The following is a 12,276-nucleotide window of genomic DNA, read 5'->3' on the forward strand; positions in this document are numbered from 1 at the left end:
GCCGCTCGGTCGCCCTACGCTGGACCGGTGAGGATCGGCATCATCGGCGCGGGAGCGCTCGGCGGCACCTTCGCCGCCCTCCTCGCACGCGCGGGGCACGACGTGGAGGTGACGGCTCGCGGCGCGGGCCTCGAGGCGATCCGCGCGGGCGGCATCCGCCTGTCGGGCGGGTACGGCGACGCGCACGTGCACCCGGCGGTCGCCGACCGCCTGACCGTGCGGCCCGACCTGGTGCTCGTGTGCACCAAGGCGCAGGATGCCGCGGCGGCGATCGTGGCGAACGGAGCGGTCATCGACGGGGTGCCCGTCGTGGTGGTGCAGAACGGCCTCGACGGCGTCGCGACGGCCGAGCGGCTCCTGCCGCGCTCGGCGTGCATGGGCATGCTCTCGATCATCGCCGCGAACTACACCGAGCCCGGTTCGGTGCGGGTCACCACGGCCGCGGCCAGCTACCTCGGCCGGGGCGACGGGCCGCCCGACGCCGAGGTGCGCCGCGTCGCCTCGCTCATCTCGGAGGCGGTGCCCGTCGTCGCGGTGGCGAACTTCCGCGGTGCGCAGTGGACGAAGCTCGTCGTCAACATGCTGAACGCGGTCCCCGCGATCGTCGGTCGGAGCGTGCAGGACGTGGTGGACGACCCCTCGCTGCGGCGGGTGGTCGCCGCGTCCATGCGCGAGTGCGTTCGCGTCGGGATCGCCCGCGGCATCCGCTTCGGCTCGCTGCAGGGTCTCGGGGATCGGCGCCTGCGCGCGTTCGCGCGGTTGCCGCTCGGGCTCGCGCAGGTCCTGCCCTGGTCGATGCGCGTGCGGATGGGGTCGGTGCCGAACCTCGGTTCCACGCAGCAGAGCCTCCGGCGCGGGCAGCCGACCGAGGTGGACTTCCTGAACGGGGCGGTCGTCCGCGAGGCGCGGGCGGCCGGCGTCGACGCCCCCGTGAATCGCGCGCTGACCGCGCTGGTGCACGAGGTCGAGGCATCGGGCGCCCCGTTGCCGGCCGAACGGGTCGCCGCGGCCCTGGAAGAGGTCGGCGCGGGCTGAGGCGTCGACGACGCGACGCCGCTAGGGTGCCACTGCATCCGACCGGAACGACCGACCGAAGCGAGCCGCCGTGGAACCCGACGACACCGCCACCGAACCCCGCCCGGCCGAGCGGAGGACCCGCGACCCGGAGGTGGGCGCGACGGCCGACGCCGGGTCCCGCCCGCTCCGGTGGTGGGTGTGCCTGCTCATCGGCGCCGCGGCCGCGGTCATCGGGCTGCTTCCGTGGCTCCTCGACGGAATGCGGCTGCCGCTGCAGAACCTCTGGGCGACGGACGCCCTGCCCGAGGACTACCCGCTCGCACTCCTGCCGTTCAGCCAGTACTTCCTGACGCGCATCGCCGCGCTGCTCATCGTCGGCGCAGCGGTCGCGGGCATCACCGCGCGAGCGACGCGGCCGCGGCAGCGTCGGTTCGGCGTCGCCTGGATCCTCGTCGGGCTCCTCGCGGTGCAGGCGACGTCGATCGTCCAGACCACGACGGTCGTGCGCGGGGGGCTCCAGGAGCGGTTCGAGTCCGACCTGTACGTCGCGGCGCTGGTCGCGGTCGCGGTGCTCGCGAACCTCATCGGCGTCGGCGTCCTGGTCCTCGTCGCCGCGGCGCCCCGCGCCGGCGCCGTCATCGGGCTCTCCGTCGCCGCCGTGCTGTCGTCGTCCTGGCTGGGCGGACTGCTCCTCCCCGATCCCGCGGTGGGCGGGCCGGCTGCCGAACCCGTGCTGTTCGCGCTCCGGTGGCTGCCGGCCGTGCTCGTCGGCGCCGCGATCGCGTGGGGCGGGATCGGCACCGTCGGGCGCGTCCTCGCGGCCCTCGTCGCGCTCACCGTGCTCTGGATCGGGCCGGCCCTCGTCACGGCGGTCTCGAGCGCGGCCGGCAGCCGGGTCCTGGCGCGGCGCCCCGACGAGATGATCGAGTACGCCTCGGGCGTCTTCCGATCGGCGACGACGCTGCCCGAGATCGTCGCTCCGCCGCTCGTCGTCGCGGTCGTCGTCGCCGTGATCGGGCTGGTCGGCCGGCTCGTCATGCGACGGAGGCGGGCGTCGAGGTCCACCCCCGAACCGTCTGCACGTGCCGACGACACGTCTCGGTCCGTGCCGGAGGGCGACGGAGCATCCGACCCGCGCCCGTCGAACTCGGACTGACGGGCCCCCGCGTCAGTCGGCGTCGGGCCGCGCGCCGGCCGCGTCCGCCCACGCCTCGTCGGCCGGCCCGTCCTCGTCGCCGACGCGACCCGCCGCCCCGCGGCGCGGATGCGCCGGGTCTGCGAGGTCGATGACGATGGATGCGACCGTCCTCGGGTCGCTCGACGCATACGCGATGCGGTCCGCGGCATCCGCGGGCTCGCCGTCGACCGCGATCGCGATGTCCCACTCGTCGCGCAGGCGCTCCCGCAGCAGGAACCGGCCGTCCAGGACGAGGATCGCGTCGGCGGGGCCCGTGCGCCACCTCGGCTCGACCCAGGCGTCCCTCGCGAGGTCGAACCCGCGCGTCACGAACGCCGTCGACCCGGCCATGCGGAACGGCTCGACGAGCGTGCGCAGCAGGAGCGACTCGTCGATGCCGTAGCGCCAGTAGCGCTCGGGCGTGTCGGGCCCGTACTCCGCCTGGGCGTCGCGCGACCGGTGGAAGTCCTCCACGCTCGCCCGGAAGACCGAGCGGTCGCGCTCCCTCAGCACGTCGGCCAGGTCGTCGCCGAGCTGCGTCTTCCCGCTCCGGAGCGGACCGTCGATCGCGACGATCACCCGCCCGCGGCCCGTGCGGGCGAGGAACTCGTCGGCGACCTCGCGGAGGAACGCCACACGAGGCGTGGTGACCAGGCGCATGCTCCGAGCGTACGTCGCCCGCCTCGACCGCGTCGACCGACCGGCCGCCGTACGCTGGACGGATGCCGACCCTCGCCCGACCCACGGACGCCGCGCCGGCCGACGCGATCGCCGAGGCGGTGAACCGGTGGTTCGCCGGGGCCGCCCGGCCGCTGCCCTGGCGCGCCGCGGACGTCTCGCCGTGGGCGGTGCTCGTCAGCGAGTTCATGCTCCAGCAGACCCAGGTCGCGCGCGTGCAGCCGCGCTGGGAGGAGTGGATGCGCCGCTGGCCGACGCCCGCGGACCTCGCAGCCGCGCCGCCGTCGGAGGCCGTGCGGATGTGGGATCGACTCGGGTACCCGCGCCGCGCGCTGTGGCTGCACCGCGCCGCCACCGAGATCGTGGAACGCCACGGCGGCGACGTGCCTCGGGATCTCGATGCGCTCCTCGCGCTGCAGGGCATCGGGCCGTACACGGCGCGCGCGATCGCGGCCTTCGCGTTCGGCGAGCGGCACCCCGTCGTCGACACCAACACGCGCCGCGTGATCGCCCGCGCGGTCGACGGCATCGCCGAGGCCGGACCGCCGGCGACGAGGCGCGACCTCGACGCGATGGACGCACTCCTGCCCGACGACCACGCCGCGGCGCGCGTGTTCAACGCCGGCGCCATGGAGCTCGGAGCCACCGTGTGCACCGCACGGGCGCCGCGATGCGACGACTGCCCGATCGCCCCGCACTGCGCGTGGCGGGCGGCGAGCTACCCCGCCTACGACGGACCTCGACGCGCGCGGCAGGCCCGCTTCGCCGGCAGCGACCGCGAGGCACGAGGACTGGTGATGCGCGAGCTGCGCGCCGCCCATCGTCCCGTCCCCCACGGCGAGCTCGCACGCGTCGTCGCGGATCCGGATCGGCTGGCGCGGGCCGTCGACGGACTCGTCGCCGATGGCCTGGCGGCGCGCGTCGACGGCGGGCTCGCGCTGCCCGAGGCCTGACCGGTCGACCGGACCGCTCGCCGTCGGGGCCGCGTTCGCGGACGTGCCGCTACGCGTCGTCCAGACCGAGCAGCTCGAAGGCCTCGACCGGGGCCTGACGGCCCTTCACCTGGAGTGCGCCGAGGGGCCGGAGGACGGCCGATCCGCCGAGGCGCCTGGCCGTCTCCGCGCCGATCGCGACCCCGCCCACGGGAGCCGACCCCTCGAGCCGGGAGGCCACGTTCACGGCGTCGCCGATGACGGTGTACGTGCGGCCGCCACCCGTGCCGAGGATGCCGACGTTCGCCACTCCCGAGTTCACGCCGACCCTGAACCGCGGCCAGTCCGGATGCTCGTCCTGCACCGCGACCGCGGCCTGCTGGAGCGCGAGCGCCGCGCCCGCCGCCCGCCGAGCGTGCGACGAGCCGGTCGCGCCATCCTCGAACACGACCATGACCGCGTCGCCGATCAGCCGGTCCACGCGGCCACCGAACCGCTCCACGAGGGGCGGGATCACATCGGTGAAGTAGGCGTTGAGCGTCGCGGTGACCTCTGCCGGGTCGTGCGCCTCCGAGAAGCTCGTGAAGCCGGCGAGGTCGGCGAAGAGCACCGACACCTCGCGCTCCCCCGCGGCGGTGTCGCGCGTGTAGAGGCCCGACCAGCGCTCCTCGCGCCACGACCGCTGCGCCGCGACCACGATGAGGACGAAGGCGGCGAGCATGAGCACGTGCCACTCCCACCACGACAGGTGCCAGTTGCGGCCGAACACGACCGCGATCTCGGCCTCGGCGAGGAGGGTGAACGCCGCGGCGAACGCGAGCGGCAGCGGCGAGGCGGCGTGCCGCGGCATCCGGAGGTACCTGATGACCGCGAAGGCGTAGCAGGCGAGGCCGACGATCGCGAGCACGACGAACGGGCCCGTCATGCGCTCGGGCGGCGGGGCGGCGAGCGGTCCGGCCTCGAGCAGCGATGCGACCGCCCAGAGCAGCATCACCCCGACGAGCGCGGCCACGAGCCACGGCGCCAGCCGCAGCACCCGGGCGCCGTGCGCCCCGTCGAGGTCGGCGCTCGACCAGGCGGCGAACACCGCGGCGATCGTGAGGCCGACCGGCGTTGCGAGGGCGAACCCCGTGTTGCTGCCCGACAGGAGCACGCCCGGCGTGGCGAGCGCGTGGAGGGCGAGGAATCCCGCCGCGGCGAGGAACGACAGCGACACGAGCACCAGGCGCGCGTCGTGTCGCAGCCGTGCCGCGGCGGCGACCGCCCAGGCGAGCGCCGCATTGATGGCGCCGGCGGCGAGCACGAGCCAGAAGTGCGTCGGCTGGTGCTCCCACTCGAGGTCGAGCGTGGGCCGGGCGATCAGGAGGGCGAGGCCCGCGAGCGGGATCGCGAGGATCACGGTCGTCCACGCGACGCGCCCGGCGGTCGGCGGCGGTGCCGTCGGACCGGTGCCGGGCGCGAGGTCGGTCACGGCCCGGACGCCCCCGCGCCGGGTCGCGCCGCCGGCTCGGCCGTGCCGGCCTCAGGGGATGCGGGCGCCTGCGAGGGTGCGGGCGCCGGCGGGACCGCGGGCAGCTTCGCCGCGACCGGCGTCGCCGTGGCCGGCGGCTCGACCGCACCGGTCTCGACCTCCGCGATGCGCCGGTGCACCGACGACACCACGACCGAGCCCTCCCCCACCGCCGAGGCGACGCGCTTGACCGAACCGCGACGTGCGTCGCCGACGGCGAACACGCCGGGCACGCTCGTCTCGTGCGGGAACGGCTCGCGCTCGAGGGGCCAGTTCGCCCGTTCCCCCTCGGCGACGACCTCCGGCCCCGTGAGCACGTATCCCCAGCGGTCGCGCAGGATCTCGGGCGGCAGCCACTCGGTGCGCGGCGCCGCGCCGATCAGCACGAAGAGCCCGCCGCACTCCACGTCGCGCTCCTCCCCCGTGTCGCGATCCCGCACGCGGATCCGCTCCAGCACGCCGTCGCCGCCCCCGCCGACGACCTGGGCGCGCGTCCGCACGGCGACGCCCTGCGCGACGAGCTGGTCGATGAGGTACTGCGACATGCTGGCCGCCAGCCCGGTGCCGCGCACGAGGACCGTGACGGATGCCGCGTACCGGGCCAGGTGCAGCGCCGCCTGTCCGGCGGAGTTGCCGCCGCCGATGATCGTGACGTGTCGTCCCACCATGCCCTGCGCCTCGATCGCGGAGGCGCCGTAGTAGACGCCGGCGCCCTCGAACGGCTTCAGCTCGTCGACGTCGAGGCGTCGGTACGACACGCCGGTCGCGAGCACGATCGACGAGCAGCGGATGCAGTCCTCCGGCGCGACGCGCACCCGGAATCCGTCGCCGTCGCGCTCGATCCCGACCGCCTCGCGCGCGTGCGCGAAGCGCGCGCCGAACACCCATGCCTGCTGGTACGCCCGCTGGGCGAGCTCCGAGCCCGAGATGCCGCGCGAGAAGCCGAGGTAGTTGCGGATCAGGGAGCTCGAGCCGGCCTGCCCTCCGATCGACTCCCGCTCCACCACGAGGACGTCCAGTCCTTCCGAGGCCGCGTAGACCGCCGCGGCGAGTCCCCCGGGCCCGGCGCCGACCACGACCACGTCGGCCTCCCCGTCGAGCGTCGTGGTGAGCCCGTAGGCGGCCGCCAGCTCGGCGTTGCCCGGGTCGCGCAGCACCCGGCCGTCGAGGAGCAGCACGACGGGCACGTCCGGCACCTCGTCCTCGACGCCGACCGCCGCCAGCCGTTCGCGCGCGGCATCCGAGTCGGGCTCGAGCCACTCGTGCGGAATGCCGCCGCGGGCGAGGAGGCTCCGAAGCTCGTGCGTGCGCGGCAGTCCGGCCTTCCCGATCACCGCGACCTCCCTGGGCCGCAGTCCGATCGAGCGCTCCCACTCGAGCAGGAACTCGGTGATCGTGCGGTGGAAGTACTCGTCGGGCGAGTGCCACGGGCGGATCACGTAGTACTCCAGCTCGGCGGCGGCCATGAGCGAGAGGATCTCCTCGCGCACGGCGGCATCGCCCCACTGCCCCCACTCGATGAGCCGTCCGCGGCGGACGTCGGGGAACCGGCGTCGGGCGTGGGAGAACACGGTCCGCCCGTCGAGGTCGCCCGCGCGGTCGGCGAGGATCAGCGCGAGCTGGCCGCCTCCGTCGGCGAGTTCGTCGATGCGGGCGGCGGCCTCCTGCTCGTCGTTCGCGGCGACGACGGCGTAGTCGACTCGGTAGCGGCGCTCGAGCTCGGTCACGACGGAGGTGCGCGCGCCGACGTCCCGTGCGACCACGAGGATGACCGGTCGTGCGGCGCTCGTCATGCGATCTCCTCCCGTCGGCACGCCGGGACCACCCATTCGGGTCGTCGACCGGGTACCGCCGACGCCCGAAGTGTACCCGGGCGCCGCGGCCCACGACAGGGCCGTGGGGCCATCGGCGTGGCGCGCGGACGCCGGATGCCCCGGGGCGTCGGCCCCGGGGCATCCGTCTCGCAGCTCGGCGGCGCCGTGGCCGCGCGGGGCGGCCGACCGTCGATCGTGATCGCGCAGGCGATCGCGACGCGATCAGCGCGCCGCGGACTCCTCGTCGACCTCGTCCTCGTCCTCGTCGAGGTCGCGCGGGCTGAGGTACGGGTCCGCGTCGCCGGCGTACTGGGCGCCGGCCGCGAGCGCCGAGGTCTCGGCGTCGCGCTCGCGCGCCTCGCGGAGCAGTTCCTCGATGTGCTGGGCGTTCTCGGGGATCGCGTCCGCGATGAACTCGAGCGTCGGGGTGAGCCGGGCCGTGATGTTGCGTCCGACCTCGCTGCGCAGCATGCCGGTGGCGGCCTTCAGTGCGAGCGCCGAGTCGCGGCGCTCCTCGTCGGTGCCGTACACGGTGTAGAAGATGCTGGCGTGCTGGAGGTCGCCCGTGACACGGACGTCGGTGATCGTGACGAACCCGAGGCGCGGGTCGCGGAGGCCCTTGTCGAGGCGACGCGCCACGATCTCCTTGATGCGGTCGGCCAGCTTCCTGGCCCGCTGCGGATCGGCCATGATGGCCTGCCTTTCCGTTCCGCTCCGGATGCCGCGACTGCGGCGTCGCCCGGTGCGGTTCCTTCGGTTCTGGTGGAGGGGTCGGGGCCCCGCTCATCGCGTCGACGAACGGGGCCCCGCACCGAGGGCCTAGGCCCGCGGCTTCTCGCGCATCTCGATGGTCTCGATCTCGTCGCCGACCTGGATGTCGTTGTACTTGCCGAGGCCGATGCCCGCCTCGAAGTCCGTGCGGACCTCGGTGACGTCGTCCTTGAACCGGCGGAGCGACTCGATCGCGAGGTTGTCGCCGACCACGACGCCGTCGCGGATGACGCGCGCCTTGGCGTTGCGCGTGATCGTTCCCGACCGCACGATGACACCGGCGATGTTGCCGAACTTCGAGGAGCGGAACACCTCGCGGATCTCGGCCACACCCGACTGCACCTCTTCGAACTCGGGCTTGAGCATGCCCTTGAGCGAGTTCTCGATGTCGTCGATCGCGTTGTAGATGACGTTGTAGAAGCGCACGTCGACGCCCTCGCGGGCGGCGCGCTCGCGCGCCTTCACGTCGGGGCGGACGTTGAACCCGATCACGATCGCGTTGTCGATCGTGGCGAGGTCGATGTCGCTCTCGGTGACGGCACCCACACCGCGGTGGAGGATGCGCAGCTGGACCGAGTCGTCGACGTCGATCTTCATCAGCGACTCCTCGAGCGCCTCGACGGCACCCGACACGTCGCCCTTGATGATGAGGTTGAGCGCCTCGACCTTGCCCTCTTCCAGCGCACGCGTGAAGTCCTCGAGCGAGATGCGCTTGCGGGCCTTGGCCAGCTGCGCGTTGCGCTCCGCGGCCTCGCGCTTCTCGGCGATCTGGCGTGCGGTGCGGTCCTCCTCGGTGACGAGGAAGGTGTCGCCGGCGCGCGGGACGCTCGAGAGGCCCTGGACCTGGACCGGACGCGACGGGGTCGCCGCGGCGACCGAGTCGCCGTTCTCGTCGGTCATCGCACGGACGCGGCCGTAGGCCGTTCCCGCGACGATCGCGTCGCCGACCTTCAGCGTGCCCGACTGGATGAGCACGGTCGCCACGGCGCCACGCCCCTTGTCGAGCTTGGCCTCGATGGCCACGCCTCGCGCGTCCTTGTCGGGGTTGGCGCGCAGGTCGAGACCGGCGTCGGCGGTGAGGAGCACCGCGTCGAGCAGGTCCTGGATGCCGATGTTCTCGCGTGCCGAGACGTCGACGAACAGGACGTCGCCGCCGTACTCCTCGGCCACGAGCCCGAACTCGGTGAGCTGCTGGCGCACCTTGGCCGGGTTGGCGTCGGGCTTGTCGATCTTGTTCACCGCGACCACGATCGGCACGTTCGCCGACTGCGCGTGGTTCAGCGCCTCGACCGTCTGGGGCATGATGCCGTCGTCGGCCGCGACCACGAGGATCGCGATGTCGGTCACCTGCGCACCACGGGCACGCATGGCGGTGAACGCCTCGTGACCCGGGGTGTCGATGAAGGTGATGGCGCGGTCGATCCCGTCGTGCTCGGTGTGCACCTGGTACGCACCGATGTGCTGGGTGATGCCGCCGGCCTCGCCCGCGACGACGTTCGCGTTGCGGATGGCGTCGAGCAGTCGCGTCTTACCGTGGTCGACGTGGCCCATGACGGTCACGACCGGCGGACGCGCCTGCAGGTCCTCGTCGGACTCCTCCGCCTCCTCGGCGTCGAGGTCGATGTCGAAGCCCTCGAGGAGCTCCTTGTCCTCGTCCTCGGGGGAGACGACCTGGATCTTGTAGCCGAGCTCGGCGCCGAGCACCTCGAAGGTGGCCTCGTCGAGCGACTCCGTCGCCGTCGCCATCTCACCGAGGTGGAACAGCACGGTGACGAGCGAACCGGGGTTCGCGTCGATCTTGTCTGCGAAGTCGGAGATCGAGGCACCGCGGCGCAGGCGGATGACGGTGTTGCCGTCGCCGCGCGGGACGCTCACGCCGCCGAGCGACGGGGCCTCCCGCATCTCGAATTCCTGCCGCTTCGTCCGCTTGGACTTGCGGGCCTTGCTCTTGCCGCCGCCGCGACCGAAGGCACCCGCGGTGCCGCCGCCGGGGCCGCGACCACGGCCGCCGCCACCGCCGGGGCGCGGACCGCCGAAGCCGCCACCGGGCGCTCCGCCCGGACGGAAGCCGCCGCCGGCGCCGCCGGGACGCGGACCGCCGCCACCGCCGCCGCCGGGGCGCTGGAAGCCGCCGGGACGACCGCCGCCGCCACCGCCCGGACGCGGCGCGCCGGGGCGCGGCGAACCGGGACGCGGGGGCTGGGGCCGCGGGATGTTGCCGGGGGTCGGGCGCTGGCCCATGCCCTGGGAGCTCGAGAACGGGTTGTTGCCCGGACGCGGCTGGCTCGGGCGCTGGCCCATGCCCTGAGAGCTCGAGTAGGGGTTGTTGCCCGGACGCGGTGCACCGGGGCGGGGTCCGCCCGGGCGCGGTGCGCTCTGGCCGGGCTTCGGCGCACCCGGGCGCGCGACGTCGGCCTGCTTCGGCGCACCGGGCTTCGGCGCGGAACCGGGGCGCGGCGCCGACGGCGCAGCAGTCTCGGCGGACGCCGCCGGGGCGGGAGCCTTCTCGGGCGTCGACTTCTCCGCGGCCGCGGCCGCGGCCCTCTTCTCGGCCTCGGCCTGGCGCTCGGCGACGCTCATGGGAGCGTCGGCCGGCGGCGCGGCCGCGGGCTTCGGCGCCGGCTTGGGGCCGGGCTTCGCGCCGGCGGGCTTGGGTGCCGCGGCCGGCTTGCTCGCCGCGCCGGCGCCCTCGAGGGCGGCCCGGAGGCGACGTGCGACGGGGGGTTCGATCGAGGACGACGGGCCCTTGACGTATTCGCCCATCTCCTTCAGCTTCTCGAGCGCGACCTTGCTGTCGACGCCGAGTTCACTGGCGATCTCGTGTACGCGTGGTTTGGCAGCCACTTCTCTCCTGTTCCGGGTCCGACCCCGGGACAGGGGCGGACCATCAATGGCGGACGGGTCTCATTTCGAGCCGCTCATGAGTTGTCCATTAGCCGTTCAGCCTGTTCTCTACATCGGAAGTGTCCAGCTCGCCGCTCACGCGAAGCGCGCGCCCGAAGGCGCGCCGTCGCTGGGCGAGTCGGAAGCACTCGAGCGTCGGATGCAGCCATGCGCCACGCCCGGGGAGCACCGCCGACGTATCGGCGAGGACTCTGGTGTGCTGGGCGACGACCCTCAGAAGCGAGGACCGCGGGGCGCGCGAACGGCATCCGATGCACGTTCTGACCGGATCCATCTTACACCTCCACGCTGGGCGTCTTCCGACCGCCGCCCGGGCGGTCGGCGAGCCTCACGCCTGGTCGAGGATCGAATCCGGCTGGATGTCGATCTTCGCGCCCGTGAGCTTGGCCGCGAGGCGGGCGTTCTGGCCCTCCTTGCCGATGGCCAGCGAGAGCTGGTAGTCGGGCACCAGGGCTCGCACGGCACGGGTGCCCTCGTCGATCACGAAGGAGCTCGTCACCTTCGCCGGCGACAGCGCCGATGCGACGAACGTCGAGAGGTCCTCGTTCCAGTCGACGATGTCGATCTTCTCGCTGCCGAGCTCGGCGGTGACCGCGCGGACGCGCTGCCCGAGCTCGCCGATGCAGGCGCCCTTCGCGTTGACGCCGGGCTGGTTCGCGCGGACCGCGATCTTCGTCCGGTGTCCGGCCTCGCGCGCGAGCGAGACGATCTCGACGACGCCGGAGGCGATCTCCGGCACCTCGAGGGCGAAGAGCTTGCGGACGAGGGCGGGATGCGTGCGCGAGACCGTGATCGACGGCCCCTTCGCACCCTTGGCGACGCTCGTGACGTAGACGCGGATGCGCTGGCCGTGCGGGTACTCCTCACCGGGCACCTGCTCCTCGGGCGGCAGGATCGCCTCGACGGTGCCGAGGTCGATGTGCACCATGCGAGGGTTGGGGCCCTGCTGGATGACGCCCGCGACGATGTCGCCCTCGCGCCCGCGGAACTCGCCGAGGACGGCGTCGTCGGCGATGTCGCGCAGGCGCTGGTTGATGACCTGCTTCGCGGCGAAGGCGGCGATGCGGCCGAAGTCGCTCGGGGAGTCCTCGGCCTCGCCGACGACGTTCCCCTCCTCGTCGTACTCGGGGACGAAGACCGAGACGTGACCGGTCTTCCGGTCGAGGTGCGCGCGTGCGCCCTTCGGGTTCGCGTGGCCGTGCTGGCCGGGGTTGGTGTGCTTGAGGTAGGCCATCAGGATCGCCTGCTCGATGATCTGCACCAGTTCGTCGAACGGGATCTCCTTCTCGCGCTCCATCATGCGGAGCACGCTGAGGTCGATGTCCATTACGGCCTCCTCTATTCAGCTCTCGGTCCGCCTCCCCCTCTCGGGCGGAACACTCAAGCGTAGCGGATGACACGGGCTCCGTCCGAACGCGCCGACGACGTCGTCATCGCCGCGACCACGCCGATCGAACCGGGTTCCCGAGGTTC

Annotated in this window: 10 protein-coding genes; 3 read left to right on the plus strand and 7 right to left on the minus strand. The window is 73.7% G+C overall.

Going from position 1 to position 12,276, the window contains the following annotated elements; genetic code table 11:
* The first annotated feature begins 27 nt into the window (after positions 1-27).
* Together GJR97_RS03160 and GJR97_RS03165 are read left to right on the plus strand one after the other, a co-directional pair.
* A complete protein-coding gene (locus GJR97_RS03160; protein ID WP_324613090.1) occupies positions 28-1,035 on the plus strand; it encodes a ketopantoate reductase family protein in 1,008 nt (335 codons plus the stop codon).
* A 70-nt stretch (positions 1,036-1,105) separates the two neighbouring features.
* Positions 1,106-2,173, plus strand: coding sequence for a hypothetical protein (locus GJR97_RS03165; protein WP_154345062.1), 1,068 nt, complete (start codon positions 1,106-1,108; stop codon positions 2,171-2,173).
* A gap of 12 nt (positions 2,174-2,185) precedes the next feature.
* On the opposite strand, the gene GJR97_RS03170 is transcribed toward GJR97_RS03165, so the two are convergent.
* Complete coding sequence (locus GJR97_RS03170; RefSeq protein WP_154345063.1) at positions 2,186-2,854, minus strand: nucleoside/nucleotide kinase family protein; 669 nt, start codon at positions 2,852-2,854, stop codon at positions 2,186-2,188.
* Positions 2,855-2,916: 62 nt separating this feature from the next.
* Here GJR97_RS03170 and GJR97_RS03175 point away from each other — a divergent pair, with 62 nt between their 5' ends.
* A complete protein-coding gene (locus tag GJR97_RS03175; protein WP_154345064.1) occupies positions 2,917-3,825 on the plus strand; it encodes an HhH-GPD family protein in 909 nt (302 codons plus the stop codon).
* Positions 3,826-3,874: 49 nt separating this feature from the next.
* Here GJR97_RS03175 and GJR97_RS18660 read toward each other — a convergent pair whose 3' ends face one another.
* From GJR97_RS18660 to nusA, 6 genes are all read right to left on the minus strand, one after another.
* On the minus strand, positions 3,875-5,275 hold the full coding sequence (locus GJR97_RS18660) for an adenylate/guanylate cyclase domain-containing protein (RefSeq protein ID WP_154345065.1): 1,401 nt from the start codon (positions 5,273-5,275) through the stop codon (positions 3,875-3,877).
* Positions 5,272-7,107: an FAD-dependent oxidoreductase gene (locus GJR97_RS18460; protein ID WP_154345066.1), complete on the minus strand. Its 1,836-nt coding sequence runs from the start codon at positions 7,105-7,107 to the stop codon at positions 5,272-5,274. The genes GJR97_RS18660 and GJR97_RS18460 overlap by 4 nt, the downstream gene beginning before the upstream one ends.
* A 243-nt stretch (positions 7,108-7,350) precedes the next feature.
* Positions 7,351-7,818 carry a 30S ribosome-binding factor RbfA gene (gene rbfA / locus GJR97_RS03190; RefSeq protein ID WP_154345067.1) on the minus strand — a complete coding sequence of 156 codons (468 nt, stop codon included), beginning with the start codon at positions 7,816-7,818 and terminating at the stop codon, positions 7,351-7,353.
* 129 nt (positions 7,819-7,947) lie between these two features.
* The gene (infB, locus tag GJR97_RS03195) at positions 7,948-10,743 is read right to left on the minus strand and encodes a translation initiation factor IF-2 (protein ID WP_324613091.1); all 2,796 of its coding nucleotides are present in this window, start codon (positions 10,741-10,743) and stop codon (positions 7,948-7,950) included.
* An 88-nt stretch (positions 10,744-10,831) separates the two neighbouring features.
* Positions 10,832-11,077, minus strand: a complete 246-nt coding sequence (locus tag GJR97_RS03200; protein ID WP_154345069.1) for a YlxR family protein — start codon at positions 11,075-11,077, stop codon at positions 10,832-10,834.
* Positions 11,078-11,131: 54 nt separating this feature from the next.
* The gene (gene nusA / locus GJR97_RS03205; RefSeq protein WP_154345070.1) at positions 11,132-12,130 is read right to left on the minus strand and encodes a transcription termination factor NusA; all 999 of its coding nucleotides are present in this window, start codon (positions 12,128-12,130) and stop codon (positions 11,132-11,134) included.
* Positions 12,131-12,276 lie beyond the last annotated feature (146 nt).

This window comes from Agromyces kandeliae (assembly GCF_009674665.1).
GTDB lineage: Bacteria > Actinomycetota > Actinomycetes > Actinomycetales > Microbacteriaceae > Agromyces > Agromyces kandeliae.